Source organism: Herbinix luporum, from assembly GCF_900070325.1.
Classification (GTDB): Bacteria; Bacillota; Clostridia; order Lachnospirales; family Lachnospiraceae; genus Mobilitalea; species Mobilitalea luporum.
Genome location: NZ_LN879430.1, coordinates 275,630 through 297,803 on the forward strand (window position 1 = coordinate 275,630; position 22,174 = coordinate 297,803).

Sequence of the window (22,174 nt, forward strand, 5' to 3'; positions counted from 1 at the left end):
GCATTTTATAAAAAACTAATAGCATCTAGGTGACTAATTTAAAATGTTAACTATGGAGGATTTATATGAAGTACAATAAGTGTTGGTTAAACTTTAACCCTATCAATAATTATGGGGACAAGGAATTTTTGACTGAAATTATAGTATGTACAGGCAATAAGGAGAATAATAGTCTGATCATTGATAATGCCATTAAAGAGTTAACCGAAGCATTAAATAAGATGCTTAACATAAAAGTTGACCAGAGGATTTTGGCTAGTGAAGATGAAGCAGCTACAGTAAAATCAGGAATAATTTTAAAGCTAACAGATGATTCTACACTAAAAGAAGAAGGGTTTTCAATAAAGCAAATAGGAGAAGCTGTTTATATCGAGGCAAAAACAGATAAGGGCTTATTATATGGAAGTTTCGATTTGATTCGCCGTATAGCCCAGGGTCAGTCAATTCGTGGCCTTAATATTACTGAGAATCCCAAGAACAATTTCCGTATGTTAAATCATTGGGATAATATGGACGGCAGTATCGAAAGAGGCTATTCAGGTAATTCCTTCTTTTTTGAGAATGATGAAATTATACTGGATGAGAGAATAGTAGATTATGCCAGGTTAATTGCTTCCGTCGGTATAAATGCAACTGTAATTAACAATGTAAACGTTCATGAGGCAGCTACCGAACTTATTACAGACCGTTACTTAGGTAAACTTCGTACAATGGCAGATATATTCGCCGGTTATGGAATAAAATTATATTTAAGTGCTAACTTTGCAGCACCGATTGAGTTGGGAGGACTTCCTGTTTCTGATCCCTTAGATAAGGATGTAGAAGAGTGGTGGAAAAACTGTATTAAAAAAGTATATGAATATATCCCCCATTTTGGAGGTTTTCTGATAAAGGCGGACTCAGAAGGCAGACCCGGTCCATTTACCTACGGCCGTACCCATGCAGAGGGTGCAAACTTACTTGCAAGGATATTAAAACCCTATGGAGGAATCCTAATATGGCGCTGCTTTGTATATAACTGCCAGCAGGATTGGAGAGATTATAAAACTGACCGTGCCAGAGCAGCTTATGATAATTTCATAGGATTAGATGGCGAATTTGATGACAATGTAATTCTTCAAATAAAGAATGGACCTATGGATTTCCAGGTAAGGGAGCCTGTATCACCTTTGTTTGGAGGATTAAAGAATACAAATATGATTTTAGAAGTTCAGGCTGCCCAGGAATATACAGGCCATCAAAAGGACGTATGCTATCTTATTCCTATGTGGAAGGAAGTCCTAGATTTTGAGACCTATGCTAAGAAGGATGGATCTACTGTTGCTGATATAGTGTCCGGAAGAGCTTATAATCAGGTAAATTGTGGAATGGCTGCAGTATCTAATACAGGAAATGATTATAACTGGACCGGCAATGATCTTGCGGCTTCTAATTTGTATGGTTTCGGAAGACTGGCTTGGAATACGGAGCTTTCTTCAGAGCAGATTGCAATGGAATGGATTAAGCAGACATTTCCTCATGAGGATAAAGTAATAAATACTGTTCATGAGATTCTGATGAAATCATGGCCCGTATATGAGAAATATACATCACCTCTGGGAATTGGCTGGATGGTTAACCCTAACAATCACTATGGCCCTAATGTAGATGGCTATGAGTATGATAGATGGGGTACCTATCACAGGGCAGATAGAGACGGTATGGGTGTAGACAGAACTGTGAAAAATGGTACAGGCTATGCAGGACAATACAATGAACCCCTTGCCTCTATGTACGAGAATATAGAAACTTGCCCTGAAGAACTTTTACTATTCTTCCATTATGTTAGATATGATTATAAACTAAAAACCGGAAAGACTCTTATCCAGCATATCTATGATACCCATTTTGAAGGGGTAGAAGAAGTTGAGAAGATGATTGAGGGTTGGAAAGAATTAAAGGGACTTATACCTGATGATGTCCATGATAGAGTATCCGCACGCTTTAATATGCAACTGGAAAATGCCATAGAATGGCGTGATAGGGTTAACACATATTTCTACAGAAAATCAGGGGTTAAAGACGAAAAAGGTAGAAAAATATTTTAATTATTAATATAAGAAATAGGGAAATATTAGTTTTAAAATATTTCCCTATTTTGATTACCAAATATAATTAAGATCCAAGTAAATAAAAACTTGAAAATATACCATTATATTTATATACTAGATGTGTTAACTCAAAATACTAGATTATTTCATGATACAAAAGAAAGGAAATAAGCTTATGGATATGACCTTACGTTGGTTTGGAAAAAAACATGATAGTGTTAAATTAGAGTATATTAAACAGATACCTGGTGTAACAGGTGTTGTATCTTCACTGCATGATGTTCCTGCAGGTGAGCCATGGAAGTTGGAGGATATATTAGAGTTAAAAAAAGAAGTAGAAAAAGCTGGCTTAAAGCTTATAGGAATTGAAAGTGTAAACATCCATGAGGATATTAAAATAGGACTACCCTCAAGAGAAAAGTATATTGAAAATTATAAGATTTCCCTTGAGAATTTGGGTAAAGCTGATGTTCATATGGTATGTTACAATTTTATGCCTATTTTTGACTGGACAAGAACAGAATTGGCAAAGCAGCTAGAAGATGGCTCCTATGTGATGGCTTATGATGAGAATATTATCAAAGGAATTAAACCTGAGACCATGTTCGAACGTATGGAGAAGGAAAGCGGCGGATTTATTCTACCCGGTTGGGAGCCTAACCGTAGGGATGAGATTATGGACTTATTTGAGAAATATAAGGGCGTAACAAAAGAGAAATTAATGGAGAACTTAAAGTATTTCTTAGATGCTATTATGCCTGTTTGTGAAAAGTATCAGATTAAAATGGCACTTCATCCCGATGATCCTGCTTGGAGTGTATTTGGCTTACCAAGAATTGTGACAAGTGAGAAGGCCTTAGAGGAAATAGCTTTATTAAATGACAGCATCTATAACGGATTTACCTTATGTACCGGATCCCTTGGCAGTAATTTAAATAATAATCTTCCTCAGATTATTAGAAATCCCAAGATAAGTAATAGGATTCATTTTGTTCATTTAAGAAATATGAAATTTGAATCAGATGGGGTGTTTTATGAAAGCTCACACCTATCCTGTGACGGTAACTTCGATATGTATGAGATAGTTAAGGCCTTATATGATATCGGATTTGACGGAGTTGTACGTCCCGACCATGGCAGAATGATTTGGGATGAGCAGGCAAGACCCGGTTATGGCCTGTATGATAGAGCCCTTGGTGTAGCTTACCTAAACGGTCTGTGGGAAGCTATAAGAAAAAATGACAAATCAAATAAGTAAAAAAGGGTATAATACAAATATATAGTAATATAGATTTTATACATTTTATATGGCAGAAAGGAAGTTAAATATGAAACTAATTAATTATGAGGCATCATGGCAAGAAAAAGGATATGAACTTCCTAAGTATGATAGAGAGAATGTAAAAAAAGCAACCAAAGAAAATCCCACTTGGCTTCATTTTGGAGCAGGAAACATCTTTCGTGGCTTTGTGGCAGCAGGACTCAATAACATGCTTAATGAAGGAAGTTATGACAGGGGAGTAATCGTCAGTGAGGGTTTTGACTACGAAATAATTGAGAAAGCTTATAAGCCCTATGATGATTTGAGTCTACTGGTAATTTTAAAGGCTGATGGAAATATTGAAAAGAAGGTTATTGGAAGTGTGGTTGAATCCATAGTTGCAGATACCCAAAGAGAACAAGAGTGGGAGCGTTTAAAAGAGATTTATAGAAAGCCTTCCTTACAGATGGTTAGCTTTACTATAACAGAGAAGGGATATAGCCTGGTAGATTCTAACGGAGAATATCTAGCTATAGTTGCTAAAGATTTTGCTGAGGGTTGTGAAAAACCGGTTCATATTATGGGTAAAACCACAGCACTTCTATATGAAAGATATAAGCAAGGTGAACTTCCCATTGCACTTGTTAGTATGGATAACTGTTCCCATAACGGAGACAAAGTTTTTGAAGCAGTTGAGGCATATGCACAAAACTGGGTAAAGAATGGATTTGTGGAAGAAGGCTTCTTAAATTATGTAAGGGATAAAAATAAGGTAGCCTTTCCTTGGTCCATGATTGACAAGATAACACCTAGACCTGATGATAAGGTTAGAAAGGTCCTAGAGGAAGACGGTTTTGAAGATACCGATCTTATTATAACATCCAAAAACACTTATACTGCTGCTTTTGTAAATGCAGAAGAAACAGAATATCTGGTTATTGAGGATACTTTCCCCAACGGAAGACCTCCTTTTGAAAAAGCAGGATTTATATTTACGGATAGGGAAACAGTTGATAAAGTTGAAAAAATGAAAGTTTGTACCTGCCTAAATCCTCTTCATACAGCACTGGCTATTTTCGGCTGTCTCTTATCTTATGAGACCATTTGGGAAGAGATGAAAGATCCCCAGCTGAAGGAATTGGTTTATCGTATCGGTTACGATGAGGGAATGCCGGTAGTAGTAAACCCGGGAGTAATTAATCCTGAGGAATTTATTAAGGCAGTATTAGAGCTTAGACTACCGAATCCTTTTATGCCAGACGCACCCCAGAGGATAGCTACAGATACCTCTCAAAAGCTACCGATTCGTTTTGGGGAAACTATAAAAGCATATCATGCCAGTGATAACTTAAAGGTTACGGATTTAACCTTTATTCCCTTGACCATAGCCGGATGGTGTAGATATCTGATGGGAATTGATGATCAGGGTAATCCCTTTACTCCAAGTCCCGATCCTTTACTGGAAGAATTACAAGGATATGTTAAAGATGTTAAATTAGGAGATACAGAGCTTAAAGCTGACTTGTTAAAACCGATTTTATCTAATGAAAAAATCTTTGCCGTAAATCTTTATGAGATTGGTCTTGGCAGTAAGATTGAGGGAATGTTTAAGGAAATGATTGCATCTAGCGGTGCAGTAAGAGAAACTTTGAAAAAATATTTACAATAGTTCTAGCTAATTAATAGATTGTGAACAAACATTACGTGTTTGTTCACAATTTTTTTGCATTATTAGACATGATCTTATGGAATATTGGACAAAAATGTGCTACAATAGGTTATAAATAGTAAGATTGCTTCTTATGATAGGAGGGTTTTCCATGAGTTATGTACTGCAGACCAGTAATTTAACCAGGTATTTTGGAAGAAAAGCCGCAGTAAATGAAGTAAGTTTGAATGTAAAAAAGGGTGATATATACGGATTAATAGGAAGAAACGGAGCTGGTAAGACTACATTTATACGGTTAGTTGCAGGATTGGCCAAAAAAAATAGAGGTGAGATTAGACTTTTTGAAAGTGGTGATTTGAATAAGCAAAGAAGAAAAATAGGCACTATGATTGAGACCCCCGCAATCTACCCCAATCTTACAGCTAAGCAAAACTTGCACTATTATTGCCTTTTGCTAGGTATCGACCCTGTGACAGCCATTGAACCAATGCTCAGTTTGGTGGGTTTAAGTGAGGCGGGAAAAAAGAAGGCAAAACATTTTTCCCTTGGTATGAAGCAGAGACTGGCCATAGCAATAGCCCTACTTGGTGATCCTGAGTTTCTAATGTTGGATGAACCTATGAATGGTCTAGATCCAACCGGTGTTCGTGAAATGAGAGAATTAATTTTAAAATTAAATAAGGAAAAAAAGATAACCATACTGATTTCAAGTCATATTTTAGGAGAACTATCTAAAATAGCTACATATTACGGTGTTATTAATAATGGTAAATTAATTGATGAATTTACCCTGCAAGAATTAAAAGAAAAGTGTGCAAAATCATTAGAAATAAGTGTTGATGATGCAGAAAGAGCTGTGGAAATATTGCGAACCAATCTAGGTATATTTGGGGATGAACTTATAGTTCTAGATAGTAATACAATTCGAATAACCAAAAATCTACATCGTGCAGCACTTGTGAATACTGAGCTTGCAAGAAATGGTGTTTCTATCTTATCATCACAAATGATAAATCATGATATGGAAGATTTCTTCTTGAAATTAATTATGAAATCCTAAGGAGGTTACTTATGGCAAACTTGATAAAATCAAACTTATATAAATTGTTTAAAAGAAAATCCTTATATATATTTTCCATGATTTATACTGCCTTATCATGTATGTCAATTTTTATTTTAAAAATAGCCGATGAAATACGTAATAAAACAGCAGGAGCTTCTGAAGATATGGCCATAAAGGTGGAAGGCCGCCTTTCCAATTTCAATGACGGACTATCTTTGGGAGTAGAGTTTATAGTTAACGGAGAAGCGCTTATATTCCTAGCTGTTTTTACGGCCATGTTTATAGCAGCTGAATTTACACATGGCACAATAAAAAATATAGCCTCCAAGGGTTTTAAAAGAAAAAAAATCTACAAATCAATATTTTTCTCCATGGTGGTTGCAACAATTATTATGTTAGGGATAAATTTCATATTTACCACAATGGTAGGTACTCTTGTAACAGGTTCTATAGGTATAGGGAATATAGATAAGCTTTTACTTTTTAAGATAATACGTTTAGTTATTATAGAAGTATTGCTTCATATTGCGATGGTTTCTTTATTTGTTATGGTGACAATGATTTTTCGCAGCAGTGGCGTAGCTATAACTATTAACTTGTGCTTGCTAGTATTTGGATCAGCATACTATCAGTTTATTGAAACCATTGTTCGTTATATTCTTAAAACAGATAAAGAACTAAATTTAATTAATTATGGTATTCAAAAAAACCTGTATCTGGCTAAGGCCACAGTCAATGGAGGAGATATTAAACAGCCTCTTATAGTAGCTGTTGTCTTTTTGATTACTAGCTTGATTTTTGGAACAATAGCATTTAAAAGAAGTGATATTAGATAAAATGGTGTCAGGTACAGTAATTAAACTGTACTTGACACCGTTTTGCAGCTGTGATTTTCACAGATATAATATGTGGTTTTACCGTCTATAGTATGGTAATCCTTGATATAGTCTACTATACTTTGTAATTCCTCTTGGTTTTCGCTGTTTTTTACCAGTACAATTCTATTTGGTTCATAATGGCTAGCCATATATTTTTTAAGTTGTGATAAGTCTGGGTCTTTTTGTGTTTTTTCCATAACACAAACTATTTCCTTTGGGGGATATAAGGCGTGTTGGTTTAAAATGGCCGCAACCTCTTCATTTTCAAAGCTTTCCTCAGCCATTACATGGCACCAATGACAGGTAGACATCAGCAAGTATCTCAAGAATAGCCAATAGATAAAAATATCGGCTTATTTTCTTGCTTAGCTTTGCTAAATGCCTCCTCACCCCATGGATACCAATTAACGGGGTTATGGGCGTGTTGTAGAAGATAAGGGGATTTTTCATTTTTTAATCTATTGGCTATTAATGTTGAGTTACTCATAATATCACCTCCAATCATAAATTTAATTACTTAATTAGCATACCCAAAGCAATTATAGAAATTCAATATCTAAAAATATTTCTCATTTTCTTCTCTTTCAATGTATAATATACTTAATCATTTTCAAACTCACTACAATCGGCTGTTTTCTCCCATACGGGTGTAGGTACTTTCCCCAACTTAGTACAACCATCTTTACCGCCTTTATAGTATTTACAGAACATACATTTTAGCGGTATTAATTGTCATCGTCTTCATCATCAATTACAACATAGTAAATAATGAAATTTTTCACATATATAGGATAGTATGGATATTTTCTTTCTTTAGCTGAAGGGTACGGTTCAAAACTCTCCGGACATGTCAGTCTTCCTTTAATAGCCTTCTAATCTCAATACTAAAAGATAGGCAGCTTGGGGCAGCCATTTTATCTGCTTCATCTAATTTAAGTTCAATATTAATCTCTGATTCTATTCATCTTCATAATTAATAATGCAAATTGATAAATAAGTTTCATATAATGATATAAAACCATTGAGTGTGATATTATGATTATCCATGTTGTAAAAGAAGGGGAGACGGTTCATTCAATTGCCGAGAGTTATGGGGTATCTGTAGATAGATTGGCTCTAGAAAATGGGATTAGCTCTTCCGCTAATTTGGCAGTGGGAGAAACCCTGGTTATTTTATTTCCCGAAATATTATATTTAGTACAGGAGGGAGATAGCTTAAGCAGTATAGCTAAAGCCCATGATATCTCCATAATGGAACTTCTTAGAAACAACCCGTATTTAGCCGATAGAGAATATATATATCCAGGTGAATTAATGGTAATAAAATATCAAGATAGTAAAGTTGGTAGGATAACTACTAATGGTTATGCCTACCCTTTTATAGGAAGAAATCTTCTTAAAAAAACACTGCCATATTTAACGTATATTTCCATATATAGTCATTATTACACTAAAGACGGTGAGGTTCTTAATTTAAATGATGCAGAAATAATCCGCACTGCCAGAGCTTATGGAGTTGCACCTGTTATGATTTTAACTGGCTTAGCCGCTAGTCCAGATGAAGAAATAGAAGTGATTCATAATTTGCTAACAAATGAGGAAATACAGGATAGATTCTTAGAAAATTTAATGAATATATTAAGGGATAAAGATTATTATGGAGTTAACATAACAATCCCTTATATTTTGCCCCAGGATCGCTCCTTGTATAAAGAGTTTATAGAAAGGTTCGCAACCCGTTTAAGGGAAGAAGGCTATAGACCTTTTATTACCTTGACCCTTAATACCTTTGAATTATTAACCAATATAACCTATGGTGATTTGCAGTATGATGTTTTAGGAGAATTAGTGGACTATATAATTATTATTACCTATGAGTGGGGATTTGCCTATGAACTTCCTCCTACTGTTGTATCATTTGTCTCCTTTATAAATATTGCAGAGTATATAGTTGGTTTAGTAGATCCTAATAAATTGGCTTTTGGCTTCTCAACCATAGGATATATATGGAGACTTCCATATATAAATGGGGTTACCCAAGGCCAATCAATAAGTTACAATGGGGCAATTGACATTGCTAGAGAATTTGAAGCAGTAATACATTTTGATGATATTACAAAAGCCTCTTATTTTCAATATTACTCAGATTTTGAACATATATTGAGATTTAGGGATGCAAGGGCAATTGAAGCAATTGCAGCTTTAGCCAAGGAAAATAATGTTAATGGATTGGGAATATGGAATATCATGTATTTCTTTAATCAGATGTGGCTGGTATTAAATTCACAATTTGAAATAGAAAAAGTATTGCCTTTAAATTTACTAGAAGGTGACAATATCACAGATGGGTGATGGGTATTATGATATGGTATACACAACAAATATTAGTTAATAATAAGGAGGAATCGATATGGCTTCTATTAAGATAACAAAACATAATTTTGAAAAAGAGGTATTACAATCTAAGGAACCGGTATTACTGGATTTCTGGGCATCATGGTGCGGACCTTGTAGAATGGTATCTCCTACTATAGAAGAAATTGCAAAGGAAACAGAAGGAGTTAAGGTAGGTAAAATTAATATAGACGAGGAAAGTGAATTGGCTTCACAATTCAGTGTTATGAGTATACCTACTCTTATGGTTCTAAAGGAAGGTAAGGTGGCTGCAACAGCTGTTGGAGTACGTCCCAAAAAAGAGATCTTAAAAATGCTCCAAGTATAATAATATGTCGTCACATATTAATTGACGTATATATCCTGCTAAGTTATACTATAATTGTATATACTAACAAAGGTAGTAATATATAGGGGTTTAATAGAAAGGAGCTAAGGTATTGAATAAAGAACCTAAATTTTTTATATGTAAGCATTGTGGTAATATTATAGAAAAAGTTGTGGACTCCGGTGTTTTGACTGTCTGCTGTGGTGAAGAGATGGAGGAACTTGTGGCAAATACAGTTGATGCAGCAAAAGAAAAACATGTTCCCAGTGTAACCATAGAAGATAATATTGTTCGGGTTGAAGTGGGAGAGGTACTCCATCCCATGGAGGAAAAACATTATATTATGTGGATATACCTTCATACCAAGAAAGGTATCCAGAGAAAAGACCTGCAACCTGGCCAAGAGCCAAAAGCAGTATTTGCCTTAGAAGATGATGAAGTAATTGCTGTATATGAATACTGTAATTTGCACGGCCTCTGGAAAAAGGATATAGTTTAGTGGAATATTAAAAATACTTAAAGATACATGCAGAAAATTTACTGCATGTATTTTTTTGTCCACTTTCTATGGATTTTAATAAAAATGTAAAGTATAATAGGGGAAGGGGGTTTTTCTAATGAATGTAAAAGATAAGTATTATCAGGAAGTTTTAAGGTTTTGGAAGGATCTTACTCCTAACCAAAGGGAACTGGTAGATCATTCAATTATTAAAAAACATTTTAATAAGGGAGAAGCAATGCGAAGCAGTTCGGACCAATGCTCAGGGCTTTTTCTTATTGAAAGCGGCCAGGTAAGGGCTTATATAATCTCTGAAAACGGAAAGGAGATTACTCTTTACCGTTTGTTTGACAGGGATGTATGTATATTTTCTGCTTCCTGTATTATGAAAAATATTAGTTTTGATATTTTTATAGAAACAGAAAAAGAGACAACAGCTTATCTTATACCTACTTCAATATTCGATAAGCTTTCTAAGGAATCCATGGCAGTTCAAGTATTTGCAAATGAACTGATGGCTTCTCGTTTTTCAGATGTTATGTGGATTATGGAGCAAACTTTATTTATGACCTTGGATAAAAGACTTGCTATTTTTTTATTGGAGCAGTCTAATATTGAAGAGTCGGATACCATTAAAATTACTCATGAAAAGATTGCAAATCATTTAGGTTCTGCCAGAGAGGTTATAACCCGAATGCTTAAATATTTTCAAGAGGAAGGGATTATATCTCTTAGCAGAGGAACTATACATATAGTTAATCGTAAGAGGCTTGAGCAGCTTACTTTGTACTAGGCGAGGCAATAATTAAAAATTTAATTAATACGAAGGAGGTAGACTAATGCGGTTGACATTTTTAGGGGCCACTCATGAGGTGACAGGAAGTTGTTTTTATCTTGAAGTCTGTGGAAAGCATATTTTAATTGACTGCGGTATGGAGCAGGGTAGGGATACCTTTGAAAATCAAGAACTTCCTATACCGGCAGCAGGTGTAGATGCGGTTTTACTGACCCATGCCCATATAGACCATTCGGGTAAGCTGCCTATGCTATATCAGCAGGGATTTAGAGGAGAAATACATGCAACCGGTGCAACCAGTGCTTTATGTGATATTATGCTTCGGGACAGTGCCCATATTCAGATGGCGGAGGCGGAATGGCGTAATAGAAAGGGTAAGCGCTCTGGAGAAAAGGCTTATGTGCCTCTTTATGATATGGAAGATGCCCTATCTACTATTCGTATGTTTGTGTCCCATGAGTATAATGAAAAGTTTGAATTGTTCGAAGGAATAGAAGTGCGCTTTACAGATGTGGGACATCTGCTGGGTTCTGCCAGTATTGAGATATGGGTAACTGAGAACGGAGTAAGTAAAAAGATTGTTTTCTCCGGTGATATAGGCAATATCAATCAGCCCCTTATTAATGATCCCCAGTATATTAAAGAGGCTGATTATGTGGTAATGGAAGCAACCTATGGTGATAGAAACCATGAGCCGCCCCCTGATTATGTCAGCGAACTGGCCAAGGTTATACAGGAGACCCTAGATAGAGGTGGAAATCTTGTTATCCCTTCCTTTGCCATAGGAAGAACTCAAGTTCTGTTATACTTTATTAGGCAGATAAAGGAAGAGGGACTAATTAAAGGCCATGATAATTTTAAGGTTTATATAGACAGCCCTATGGCTATAGAGGCTACAAATATATATGAGAAAAATATATTTGGCTATTTTGATAAAGAAGCCATGGATTTAATTGAGGCAGGAATTAATCCCATAAAGTTTCCGGGATTAAAAACGGCTATAACCTCCGATGAATCCAAGGCCATTAACTTTGATGATGAACCCAAAATTATAATCTCGGCAGCAGGAATGTGTGATGCAGGAAGAATTCGGCATCATCTTAAGCATAATCTTTGGAGAGAGGATAGTACTATATTATTTGTAGGCCATCAAGCAGAAGGAAGCCTTGGAAGAATAATTCTTGACGGAGCTCAAGAGGTGAAACTTTTTGGTGAAATTGTTACGGTTAAAGCACAAATTCGCCGTCTGCAAGGAATCAGTGGTCATGCTGATAGAAATGGTCTTCTAAAATGGCTTGCTGCATTTGAAAAGAAGCCGGAAAGAGTGTTTGTAGTCCATGGGGATGCCCAGGTATGTGATATTTTCACCGATTATTTAAAAGATGAGCTAGGCTATAATGCATATGCTCCATATAGCGGAACAGTTGTTAATCTGGCAAAAAATCTAGTTGTTTTAGAAGGTAAGCCAATACCTGTTCAGAAAAAGAAGAAGGCAGCATATGTATTTGAAAGGCTTGTCAATGCCGGGAAACGGCTTATGCTTATTATTCAAAAAAATAAGGGTGGTACTAATAAAGACCTTGCAAAGTTTACCGATCAAATCAATGCCCTTTGTGATAAGTGGGATAGATAATATATTTTTACATATGTAATTTAATTATAGATATATAGAAAGAAGGGATAAGGAATATGATAAACCTTATCCCTTCAAGCTATTATTGATTGGCAGAGGAATTTGATAATGGGTCGTGTTCCTTTTTAAATTGATTAAGTCTTATTTCCTTAACCACATGGTCAATTTTATTATACATTTGTTTAGTACCGGGAGAAGTGCTTTGGAAACTAAAGGACATGGAAGGGTGGATACCTAACTTATGACTTTCTTTTGCTACATCAAGATTGGCCCCCATAAAGATAAATTGCCAGTTATATATTTCCTCTTGCTTAGATATCATCTGTCTTATTTTATCATAGGTAAACTCAGTGCTGGCATTTTCTAAGCCGTCTGTAGTGATAACAAAAATAACCTTCCCTGGGTACTCTTCTTTATCAAGATGTGAAAGCCTAAAGTTGACATCTAGAATTGCCTTTCCTATGGCATCTAGAAGGGCTGTGGAGTTTCGAGTATAATATTCCTTTTCTGTAAGATATACTGTATTGGCATCGACACCATTATGAAGAAGTTCGTACTTATTATCAAATAATATAGTGGTTAAGCGGGTTGGTCCAAGGGCGCACTGCTTCTTTATAAAACTATTAAAGCCACCAATAGTGTCGGATTCTAATCCTGTCATAGATCCACTTCGATCCAATAAAAAAATGATTTCTGTTAGCTTCTTACTCATACCTCAACATCCTTTCTTAAATTTTTTTACAAAGTGACACGGTATGGTATGATTATATATTATAATGGATTTATAATGGTCGCCTGCCAAGCGACATTTACATAGAATAGGAGGGGAATTATGAATAAACAATTATTATTAGAACTAGAAGCTTATATTGAAAATAACAGATTAGATGACCTATTCTTTAGAGAAACCGTTACATATAATTATATTATGCCCATGAAATCGGCTTATAAAAAAGAAGATAAAAAAAGAGAAGCTAAAGAAGTAAATGAAGAAGCCCAAGATGATAAGGCCTGGCTGGTACGTTTTCGTAAAAATAGCCTTTCAGAGGATGATTATGGTTTAATCTCTAAAGAAAATGAGATTGAACAATATATAAGTAAAGAAAAAAGTGAGGAGACTTTTAGCATTAAATTACTACAACATATTGATAGATTAGGACTAAAGGATGCAGAAATATATAAAAAGGCCGGAATCGATCGTAGGCATTTTTCAAAAATAAGATGTGATGTAAACTATAAGCCTAAGAAGTCAACAGCCATTGCCCTATGTATAGCCTTGGAACTTAATTTAAAAGAAAGTATAGAATTGCTTCAGCTGGCAGGATACTCCCTGTCTAACTGCGATATAGGTGATTTGGTAATAAAGTTTTTTATCGAAAGAAAAATATATGATTTAACAATAGTTAATGAGGCCCTTGATTATTATGGACAGAAGATGGTGGGTGTAGTTGGGTGAACCTTATAGTTAAATTTGATCGGAGGATTTATTATGGGATGTTTAGGTAATGCCATTTGGTTTATATGTGGAGGCTTTTTAACCGGACTTAGCTGGCTTATTGCCGGGTGTTTATGGTGTATGACCATAATTGGGATACCAATCGGTATACAGTGTTTTAAATTTGCCGGACTGTGCTTTTTTCCCTTTGGAAAGGAAGTCGAATATGGTGGTGGAGCAGGTTCTCTTTTGATGAATATAATTTGGTTACTAATAACCGGAATACCCCTTGCAATTGAATCAGCCTTATTTGGATTGCTTATGTGTATAACAATCATAGGAATTCCTTTTGGCTTGCAGCATTTTAAAATTGCAAAACTGGCTCTAATGCCCTTTGGCGCAACTGTAAGATAAATTTTATTGGCATGGGAAAGGTTAAAAAATGAACAGAAAAAATAAAGAGCTATATAAAGAAGAAATTTTTATAAAGGGAGAAAAGTATTATTTTGTCAAAGACTATGAAGAAAATGAAGAGTATCGTCAAAGCTTTAACCGGCTGACTGAAAAAGTTTTTGGATTTAACCTTGAAAGCTGGTACAAGAAAGGATATTGGACGGATAAATATAGCCCCCATTCCTTATTATATAAAGGGAATATTGTAGCTAATGTTTCTGTTAACACAATGGAATTTTCTCTTTTTGATAAGGGGGTAAAAGTTATTCAACTAGGTACAGTTATGACAGATCCGGAATTTCGCAATGGTGGTCTTAGTCGAACTTTAATGGAGTTTGTTCTTAGTGATATAAAAGAAAGATATGATTTAGTATATTTGTATGGCAATAATACAGTTACAGATTTTTATCCCAAGTTTGGCTTTGTAAAATCTAAGGAATATGTTCATTGGGGAGTTTTTAAAAAAGAAGGGATTAATGCTTCATTTTATAAGTTAGATATAAAAAATGAAAAAGATAGAAAGATTCTAATAAGATTAGTTAAAAACACTATACCCATATCAAAAATTTCAATGTTAAATAATATGGAACTTATTATGTTTTATTTGGATTCGTTTATGGCAGACAATATATATTATTCTCGGGAAATGGATTTGGCTGCAATAATTGAGTATGGGGAGGGTGAACTGTTGCTGGTAGATATTTTTAGTGCAAATGATTTTAATTTAGAAGAACTTATACCTTCCCTATTAAAAGAGGAGATGATGAAGGTTACCTTAGGCTTTACACCAAGGAATGACAGAGGATTTCAAATTGAAGCTATTGAAGGAGATGACACCTTCTTTGTCTTAAATAAGTCTCTAAATATAGCTGGCAGATTCCCAATGCTATCTCACACTTAAAAAGTTAAGGGAAAGCTTCTTTCTTGGTCAATATTGATTACAAGCAGCTTATAGGTTATAATATAGGTACTTTACTTATAACTGTTCTTAAGTTGAATAACTTCTATGTAACTTGTTTTATCTTCACGAGGCTTTTCATTAACACATAATTTTAATGTAAATAAATATCTTATATGAATGACAATAATAATTCTAAGCTTTACACCCTGTACATTATAAAATGAATAAAGTAACTGATGAAATGTTTGTAGGCTATTGGATATTAATCTTATTAGGGGGTTATGCCATGGAACAAAGAGCTATTAAAATTCATTCATCGGAAAACAAAAAGGTTAAGCTTAAGGTTATTCCGGGACACTTTGCAACCAGCCATTCCCATGTAAATCATTACATTGACTTGACTACAACTAAGACAAGGCTTAGTGAGGCCTCAGAGACTGCCCAGGTTATGGCAAAGCAATATGTAAATAATGTGGTTATTGATACTATTGTTTGCTTAGATAATTGTGATGTTATAGGAGCTTTCTTAGCTAATGAATTAACTATTGCCGGAATTCGTTCCTTGAACGCCCATCAGACCATGTATATTATATCTCCTGAGTTTAATACAAATGGACAGATGATTTTTAGGGATTGCAACCAACCTGCAGTATATAATAAGAATATACTTTTACTGGTTGCCTCAGCAACCACAGGAGATACTATTAGACGTAGCTTAGATTGTATAAGATATTATGGTGGTATTGTTAATGGTATAAGCGCCATATTCTCTGCCGTTGATCAGGTGGAGGGAATGAAGGTAAATTCGATTTTTAGGTCAGAAGACCTTCCTAATTATCAAAGTTATAGCATTAATGAATGTCCTCTTTGTAAAAAAGGCCATAGGCTTGAGGGAATTGTAAACGGATATGGTTATATGAGATTATAATAATTTTGGCTGCTGCATAATGGCGATTAAGTCATCTTGCAGCAGCCTGTTTTACTAAAAACTCAAATATGCCTGATAGCCCAGTCTTAAGGCTCCCATAATACCCGAATTATCTCCTAATGCCGGAGGAACAATATAATTTTCTATATTATCATTTATCTTAGCTAAACTAATATAATCTCCTAAATATTCACGAACCTTTGCTCTAATTAGTGGAAATAGCTGTTTTTGTTTCATAACTCCTCCCCCAAGGACAATCCTATTAGGGGAATAGCAAAGTATAAAGTTAGCTAGGGCCTGTGCAATATAGTGGGATTCTAAGTCCCACACTTTATAATTATCTTCAAGTTCATAGGCTTTCTTCCCCCAGCGCCCTTCAATAGCAGGACCTGAAGCCAGACCTTCAAGACAATCAGAGTGATAAGGACAATTACCTTTATAGGTATCATGGCTTAGCCGTCTTAGGATAATATGCCCTGCTTCCGGATGCATTAGTCCATGTAGGGGTTTTCCATGGATACAGACTCCAACTCCCACCCCAGTTCCTATGGTAATATATAAAGAAACTTCGCAACCTTGTAGGGCGCCCCAGGTTCCTTCTCCAAGTGCAGCCCCGTTAACATCAGTATCAAATCCAATGGGAACTTTAAGAGCTTCATAAAAAGCCTTTACTATATTAAAATTTCTCCATGGCAGTTTAGGCGTACTGGTAATATAGCCATAGGTCTTGGAATTGATATCCGGATCTATAGGACCAAAGCAGCCAATACCTAAGGCTTCAATACCTTCATTAAGAAAAAAATTAATTAATTTTGGCATGGTAGTATCCACAGTTTCAGTGGGGATTACAGTTCTTTTTATTATTTTGCCATTCTCATGGCCAATGGCACATACCATCTTTGTGCCACCGGCTTCTAATGCTCCAATAATCATGAGGGACCTCCATCGAATTTTTGTAGATAAGTTAATTATAACACAACTTTGTAATTAAGCTTTTAACAATGTGTATTAGAATTACAGTACTACTGCCTATTTAGCCTGCATAGAATGTAACAACAACGATAATAAGGGGGAATGCGTTCCGCAGGTTAGCTAGGAACGCAGAAACTATGAAAGGCTATATAGAGGAAAGGGCGGTTGAAATCGCTAATTATATCATCGAAAATAATGCAACTGTGAGGCAGACCGCAAAGCAGTTCGGCATTTCTAAGTCAACCGTACATAAAGACGTTACAGAACGTCTTTTACAAATTAATCCTTCACTGGCCAGTAGGGCAAGAGTAGTACTTGATCGTAATAAGTCGGAGCGCCATATAAGAGGTGGCTTGGCTACAAAGGAAAAATATCTACAGAAAGCTAAATACAACTAAATGCCGAAACAAGAAGGGTATCTTATGTAAAAAATTAAACATAAGATACCTTTTTTAATCATTAATAGCAAAAAAAAGACTTACAAAAAAAGGTAGTGTTCAAAAATTTCGTAATATGTTATAATGATTCCGTATGCCTAAAAGGCAAGAGATTGTCTAATGTTTAACATAAAATAATAGAAAGAAGGAAAAGGATAATGGCAAGGTTAACATTTCCGGGCGGCATCCATACATATGATGGTAAGAAGCTATCTAAGGACAAGCCCATATCTGCTATTTTACCAAAGGGTGACTTGGTATTTCCACTTTCCCAGCATATTGGTACACCGGCAAAACCCCTAGTAGCCAAGGGTGATACGGTATTGGTAGGTCAAAAGATTGCCGAGGCCTCGGATGGTATTTCAGCTCATGTAATCAGCTCAGTTTCCGGGACTGTAAAGGCTATCGAAAAAAGACTTACACCGACAGGAAAAATGGTAGAGTCTATTGTGATTACTAATGATGGTGAATATAAGAAGATTGAAGGTTTTGGACAGGACCGTGATTATAGCAAGATGTCAAAGTCCGAAATCAGACAGGCTGTAAAAGAGGCCGGGATTGTAGGGCTGGGGGGAGCCGGGTTTCCCACCCATATAAAGCTGACACCTAAGGATGAGAACAAGATTGATTATGTAATTGTTAACGGTGCAGAATGTGAACCCTATCTTACATCGGATTATAGGCTAATGATGGAAGCAGGGGAGATAATACTTGGTGGATTAAAAATATTGCTTCGCTTATTTGACAAGGCAGAAGGCATTATTGCCATTGAGGATATAAATCCCGATGTAATAAAAAAATTCCAGGAACTAACTGCCAAGGAGACTAATATTAAAGTTAAAATTCTTAAGACAAAGTACCCTCAAGGTGGTGAGCGGCAGCTGGTCTATGCAACTACAGGAAGAAAACTTAATTCTAAGAAAATTCCTGCTGATTTAGGTTGCATAGTTAATAATGTGGGAACTGTGGCAGCTATCTATATGGCAGTAGCTAAAAGTACCCCTTTGACACATAGGATTGTAACAGTATCAGGTGATGCAATAGCTGAGCCTCAGAATTTCTATGTACCTTTAGGTATAAATTTTAGTGAAATAATTGAAGCGGCAAAAGGTTTTACGGCACAGCCCAAGAAAATTATTATAGGGGGACCTATGATGGGCACATCGGTGTATACCCATGATTTACCTGTAACTAAGACAAGTTCAACCTTGCTTGCATTTATTAAAGATGAAGCAGCAGTAGAGGAATCAGCATGTATCCGTTGTGGTAAATGTCATGAACATTGTCCCTTGAATTTACTTCCCATCAAATTACAGATGGCGGCGATTCATAATGAATATGAAAAATTTAAGAAATTAGATGGTATGGAATGCTGCGGATGTGGATGCTGTTCCTATGTTTGTCCGGCAAAAAGAAGTCTAACTCAGTCAATTGTTCAGACTAAGCAAAGAATCTTAAAAGAAAACAAGTAACTAATCTTTAAGTAGACATGATGATTTATGAAAAAGCGTATTTAATTATTAAGAAAGAGGTGTAAGTTTGAACGATTTTTATAACGTATCGGCAGCCCCACATATCAGGAGCCCTATTACGACAAAATCAATAATGCAGGATGTAGTTATAGCCCTTATTCCTGCCAGCTTATTTGGTATCTTTAATTTTGGCTTAAGAGCCTTACTTGTTATTTTAGCTACGGTTTTATCTTGTGTATTAACCGAATATATTTATTGCAGATTAATGAAGAAACCGGTTAATCCCGGAGATTACAGCGATGTTGTAACAGGCCTACTTTTGGCACTTAACTTACCGGTAGATATCCCTATTTGGATTGCTGTGTTGGGAGGCGTATTTGCTATATTAATAGTAAAAATGCTTTTTGGTGGTTTAGGCCAAAACTTTATGAATCCGGCCCTGGCAGCAAGAGTATTTCTATTAATCAGCTTCCCTACTAAAGTTGCATCATTTGCTTTAGATAAGGTGACATCCCCAGGTATTAAGGATTTCTTAAGAGACGGAGCCTTGGTACTTGACGGTGTATCTGGGGCAACTCCTTTAGGTCAGCTTAAAGCAGGAGAAAGTGTAGACTTATTAAAATTATTTGTGGGACATGTAGGTGGCAGTATTGGAGAAACCAGTACATTAGCCCTGTTAATAGGTGCAGCTTATTTGCTTTATCGTAAGGTGATTTCTCTTAGGATACCTTTAAGCTATATATTATCCTTTGCGGTATTTGTCCTAGTTTTTGGCGGTAAGGGCTTTGACCCAAACTTTATACTGGGTCAAGTTCTTGGAGGAGGTCTTATTTTGGGAGCATTTTTCATGGCCACCGATTATGTTACAAGTCCTGCTACCCCTAAGGGGCAAATTTTATTCGGTATTTTCCTAGGAATAATGACCGGTTTATTTAGAATTGTAGGTAACGGTGTAGAGGGAGTATCCTATGCTATTATATTAGGAAACCTTTTGGTACCTATGATTGACAATGTGACAGGTCCAAAAACATTTGGAAAGGAGCGTGTAAAAGATGGCAAATAAAAATGAAAATAAATCAACTATTTTAAAAGACGCTCTTTCTTTAACTTTTATCACAATAATATGTAGCTTTGCCTTAGCTTTTGTCTATGAGATAACAAAGGCACCTATTGCCGCACAAGAAGATGCAAAAAAGAATGCAGGCTATAAGGTGGTATATAAGGATGCTAAGGAATTAAGTACCCATGAAGAATTGGTTAAGTTGGCAGCAGAAACAGATATATCAAGCTTAGATGCTTCTTATGCCGGTGTTACCATTGAAGATGTGGTTCGGGCACTGGATGAGAATAAGAATCCTATCGGTTATATTATTACATCAAGGACCAGAGGATATGCCAGCACTATAAAAGTAGCTGTGGGCTATTCCTTGGACGGAGTAGTACAGGGAATGGAACTGCTAGAAATTGCCGATTCCCCCGGATATGGAGCAAATGCCAATACACCGGAATTTAAGGATAAATTTGCAGGGGTAAAAACAGATCAATTTATAGTTACCAAAGGTGGGGCCAAGGAGGACAATGAAATAGACGTTGTCAGCAGTTCCACAACCACAACAGAAGCTGTGGTAAGAGCTGTCAATGGAGGATTAGGTTTTCTGCTTGAATATGCAGAAGGATTAGGAGGTGCCTCAAATGAATAAATATATTGAACGTTTGACAAACGGTTTATTTAAAGAAAATCCCACCTTCGTCCTTATGCTGGGAATGTGTCCTACCTTAGCGGTTACCACATCGGCTATGAATGCTTTGGGTATGGGATTATCAACAGCGGTAGTATTAATAGCTGCCAATGTTGTTATAGCAGCCTTGAGAAAGTTCATACCTGACCGGGTAAGAATGCCATACTTTATTGTGGTAGTTGCTTCTATGGTTACTATTGTAGAATTACTGCTTAAAGCTTATCTGCCTGAAGTCAGTGAAGCTTTGGGTATCTATATACCTTTAATAGTTGTTAACTGTATAATATTTGGCCGTGTAGAGGCTTATGCGGCAAAGAACAAAGTAGGGCTTTCCTTATTTGATGGTATAGGAATGGGACTGGGATTTACCATGGCCTTGGTTTTAATAGGGGCCTTCCGTGAACTGCTTGGGGCAGGTACCTTATTTAATATAAGAATAATGCCTGAAAGTTTTGAACCTATAATAATGATAAAGGAAGCACCCGGTGCCTTCTTGGTACTGGCAATGCTTACGGCTCTGCAGAACAAATTTAAGCTTCCATCAGCCACCAATGGTAATGTAAAAAAATCAGCTCTTGCTTGTGGCGGTGATTGTGCTAATTGTAGTAGTGAAGGAAGGGGGAACGACTAAATGAATGCTGATTATTTTATGAATTTATTATCTGTTTTTATTAGTGCTGCTTTAATAAATAATGTTATACTAAGTCAGTTCTTGGGTATATGCCCCTTCCTTGGTATTTCGAATAAAGTTAAAACGGCTACCGGCATGGGTTTAGCGGTAATGTTTGTTATTACCACATCATCTATAATGTGTAGTTTAATATATGATTTTATTTTAAATCCTTTGGATTTAGGATACCTAAACACTATAGTGTTTATTATTGTAATTGCCTGTCTTGTTCAGTTTGTTGAAATGGTAATAAAAAAATTCAGCCCGGCTCTTTATGAATCTTTAGGAGTGTATCTTCCACTAATTACTACTAACTGTGCCGTACTGGGTGTTGCCATTCTTAATGTAGAGCAAGGTTTTGATTTGGTAGAAAGTATTGTTAACGGGTTTGCCTCTGCACTAGGATTTACTATAGCGATAATACTTATGGCAGGTATCCGTGAAAGAATGGAGTATAACGATATTCCAAAGGTTTTTAAAGGCTTCCCGATTACCTTGATAACGGCAACCTTGATGGCTATGGCCTTCTATGGTTTTTCCGGTCTATCTTAGAAGG

General features: G+C 35.9%; 24 protein-coding genes. 20 read left to right on the forward strand and 4 right to left on the reverse strand.

Annotated features, from left to right (window positions below; all coding sequences use genetic code 11):
- Positions 1–65 precede the first annotated feature (65 nt).
- The 5 genes from SD1D_RS01305 (at position 66) to SD1D_RS01325 (ending at position 6,919) form a co-directional block, all read left to right on the forward strand.
- The gene (locus tag SD1D_RS01305) at positions 66–2,087 is read left to right on the forward strand and encodes an alpha-glucuronidase family glycosyl hydrolase (RefSeq protein WP_058257248.1); all 2,022 of its coding nucleotides are present in this window, start codon (positions 66–68) and stop codon (positions 2,085–2,087) included.
- A gap of 178 nt (positions 2,088–2,265) precedes the next feature.
- On the forward strand, positions 2,266–3,348 hold the full coding sequence (uxuA, locus tag SD1D_RS01310) for a mannonate dehydratase (RefSeq protein WP_058257249.1): 1,083 nt from the start codon (positions 2,266–2,268) through the stop codon (positions 3,346–3,348).
- Positions 3,349–3,418: 70 nt separating this feature from the next.
- A complete protein-coding gene (locus tag SD1D_RS01315; RefSeq protein WP_058257250.1) occupies positions 3,419–5,020 on the forward strand; it encodes a mannitol dehydrogenase family protein in 1,602 nt (533 codons plus the stop codon).
- 151 nt (positions 5,021–5,171) lie between these two features.
- A complete protein-coding gene (locus SD1D_RS01320; RefSeq protein ID WP_058257251.1) occupies positions 5,172–6,080 on the forward strand; it encodes an ATP-binding cassette domain-containing protein in 909 nt (302 codons plus the stop codon).
- 11 nt (positions 6,081–6,091) lie between these two features.
- Positions 6,092–6,919 carry an ABC transporter permease subunit gene (locus SD1D_RS01325; RefSeq protein ID WP_058257252.1) on the forward strand — a complete coding sequence of 276 codons (828 nt, stop codon included), beginning with the start codon at positions 6,092–6,094 and terminating at the stop codon, positions 6,917–6,919.
- Between the two features lie 20 nt (positions 6,920–6,939).
- Here the strand turns inward: SD1D_RS01325 and SD1D_RS12610 are convergent, their stop codons facing one another.
- Both SD1D_RS12610 and SD1D_RS12615 read right to left on the reverse strand, forming a co-directional pair.
- Positions 6,940–7,272, reverse strand: coding sequence for a DUF255 domain-containing protein (locus tag SD1D_RS12610; protein WP_087758715.1), 333 nt, complete (start codon positions 7,270–7,272; stop codon positions 6,940–6,942).
- A gap of 11 nt (positions 7,273–7,283) precedes the next feature.
- Positions 7,284–7,448 (reverse strand): DUF255 domain-containing protein, encoded by a 165-nt coding sequence (locus tag SD1D_RS12615; RefSeq protein WP_087758716.1) that lies wholly within the window; start codon positions 7,446–7,448, stop codon positions 7,284–7,286.
- A gap of 548 nt (positions 7,449–7,996) precedes the next feature.
- Between SD1D_RS12615 and SD1D_RS01340 the strand changes: the two genes are divergently transcribed.
- The 5 genes from SD1D_RS01340 to SD1D_RS01360 all read left to right on the forward strand — a co-directional run bounded on the left by SD1D_RS01340 (position 7,997) and on the right by SD1D_RS01360 (position 12,611).
- Positions 7,997–9,313, forward strand: coding sequence for a LysM peptidoglycan-binding domain-containing protein (locus SD1D_RS01340; protein WP_058257254.1), 1,317 nt, complete (start codon positions 7,997–7,999; stop codon positions 9,311–9,313).
- Between the two features lie 58 nt (positions 9,314–9,371).
- Positions 9,372–9,683, forward strand: coding sequence for a thioredoxin (gene trxA / locus SD1D_RS01345; protein WP_058257255.1), 312 nt, complete (start codon positions 9,372–9,374; stop codon positions 9,681–9,683).
- 112 nt (positions 9,684–9,795) lie between these two features.
- Complete coding sequence (locus SD1D_RS01350) at positions 9,796–10,182, forward strand: desulfoferrodoxin family protein (RefSeq protein ID WP_058257256.1); 387 nt, start codon at positions 9,796–9,798, stop codon at positions 10,180–10,182.
- A 118-nt stretch (positions 10,183–10,300) separates the two neighbouring features.
- On the forward strand, positions 10,301–10,975 hold the full coding sequence (locus tag SD1D_RS01355; protein WP_058257257.1) for a Crp/Fnr family transcriptional regulator: 675 nt from the start codon (positions 10,301–10,303) through the stop codon (positions 10,973–10,975).
- A gap of 46 nt (positions 10,976–11,021) precedes the next feature.
- Positions 11,022–12,611 carry an MBL fold metallo-hydrolase RNA specificity domain-containing protein gene (locus SD1D_RS01360; protein WP_058257258.1) on the forward strand — a complete coding sequence of 530 codons (1,590 nt, stop codon included), beginning with the start codon at positions 11,022–11,024 and terminating at the stop codon, positions 12,609–12,611.
- Positions 12,612–12,693: 82 nt separating this feature from the next.
- Here the strand turns inward: SD1D_RS01360 and SD1D_RS01365 are convergent, their stop codons facing one another.
- Positions 12,694–13,323: a vWA domain-containing protein gene (locus SD1D_RS01365; RefSeq protein ID WP_058257259.1), complete on the reverse strand. Its 630-nt coding sequence runs from the start codon at positions 13,321–13,323 to the stop codon at positions 12,694–12,696.
- 120 nt (positions 13,324–13,443) lie between these two features.
- Here SD1D_RS01365 and SD1D_RS01370 point away from each other — a divergent pair, with 120 nt between their 5' ends.
- The 4 genes from SD1D_RS01370 (at position 13,444) to SD1D_RS01385 (ending at position 16,328) form a co-directional block, all read left to right on the forward strand.
- Positions 13,444–14,067, forward strand: a complete 624-nt coding sequence (locus SD1D_RS01370) for a hypothetical protein (protein ID WP_058257260.1) — start codon at positions 13,444–13,446, stop codon at positions 14,065–14,067.
- Positions 14,068–14,100: 33 nt separating this feature from the next.
- Positions 14,101–14,460 (forward strand): YccF domain-containing protein, encoded by a 360-nt coding sequence (locus tag SD1D_RS01375; RefSeq protein ID WP_058257261.1) that lies wholly within the window; start codon positions 14,101–14,103, stop codon positions 14,458–14,460.
- 28 nt (positions 14,461–14,488) lie between these two features.
- Positions 14,489–15,400: a GNAT family N-acetyltransferase gene (locus SD1D_RS01380; protein WP_058257262.1), complete on the forward strand. Its 912-nt coding sequence runs from the start codon at positions 14,489–14,491 to the stop codon at positions 15,398–15,400.
- A 286-nt stretch (positions 15,401–15,686) separates the two neighbouring features.
- A complete protein-coding gene (locus SD1D_RS01385) occupies positions 15,687–16,328 on the forward strand; it encodes a hypothetical protein (RefSeq protein ID WP_058257263.1) in 642 nt (213 codons plus the stop codon).
- A gap of 54 nt (positions 16,329–16,382) precedes the next feature.
- On the opposite strand, the gene SD1D_RS01390 is transcribed toward SD1D_RS01385, so the two are convergent.
- Positions 16,383–17,261: an ROK family protein gene (locus SD1D_RS01390; protein ID WP_058257264.1), complete on the reverse strand. Its 879-nt coding sequence runs from the start codon at positions 17,259–17,261 to the stop codon at positions 16,383–16,385.
- 176 nt (positions 17,262–17,437) lie between these two features.
- Between SD1D_RS01390 and spoIIID the strand changes: the two genes are divergently transcribed.
- The 6 genes from spoIIID (at position 17,438) to rsxA (ending at position 22,170) form a co-directional block, all read left to right on the forward strand.
- Positions 17,438–17,698, forward strand: coding sequence for a sporulation transcriptional regulator SpoIIID (spoIIID, locus tag SD1D_RS01395; RefSeq protein WP_058257265.1), 261 nt, complete (start codon positions 17,438–17,440; stop codon positions 17,696–17,698).
- Positions 17,699–17,895: 197 nt separating this feature from the next.
- A complete protein-coding gene (gene rsxC, locus SD1D_RS01400) occupies positions 17,896–19,209 on the forward strand; it encodes an electron transport complex subunit RsxC (protein WP_058257266.1) in 1,314 nt (437 codons plus the stop codon).
- A gap of 67 nt (positions 19,210–19,276) precedes the next feature.
- Positions 19,277–20,272: an RnfABCDGE type electron transport complex subunit D gene (locus SD1D_RS01405; protein ID WP_058257267.1), complete on the forward strand. Its 996-nt coding sequence runs from the start codon at positions 19,277–19,279 to the stop codon at positions 20,270–20,272.
- Positions 20,262–20,909 (forward strand): FMN-binding protein, encoded by a 648-nt coding sequence (locus tag SD1D_RS01410; RefSeq protein WP_058257268.1) that lies wholly within the window; start codon positions 20,262–20,264, stop codon positions 20,907–20,909. Before SD1D_RS01405 ends, SD1D_RS01410 begins: the two co-directional genes overlap by 11 nt.
- A complete protein-coding gene (gene rsxE / locus SD1D_RS01415) occupies positions 20,902–21,579 on the forward strand; it encodes an electron transport complex subunit RsxE (protein WP_058257269.1) in 678 nt (225 codons plus the stop codon). The genes SD1D_RS01410 and rsxE overlap by 8 nt, the downstream gene beginning before the upstream one ends.
- Positions 21,580–22,170, forward strand: a complete 591-nt coding sequence (gene rsxA, locus SD1D_RS01420; RefSeq protein WP_242955237.1) for an electron transport complex subunit RsxA — start codon at positions 21,580–21,582, stop codon at positions 22,168–22,170.
- The last annotated feature ends 4 nt before the right edge of the window (positions 22,171–22,174 follow it).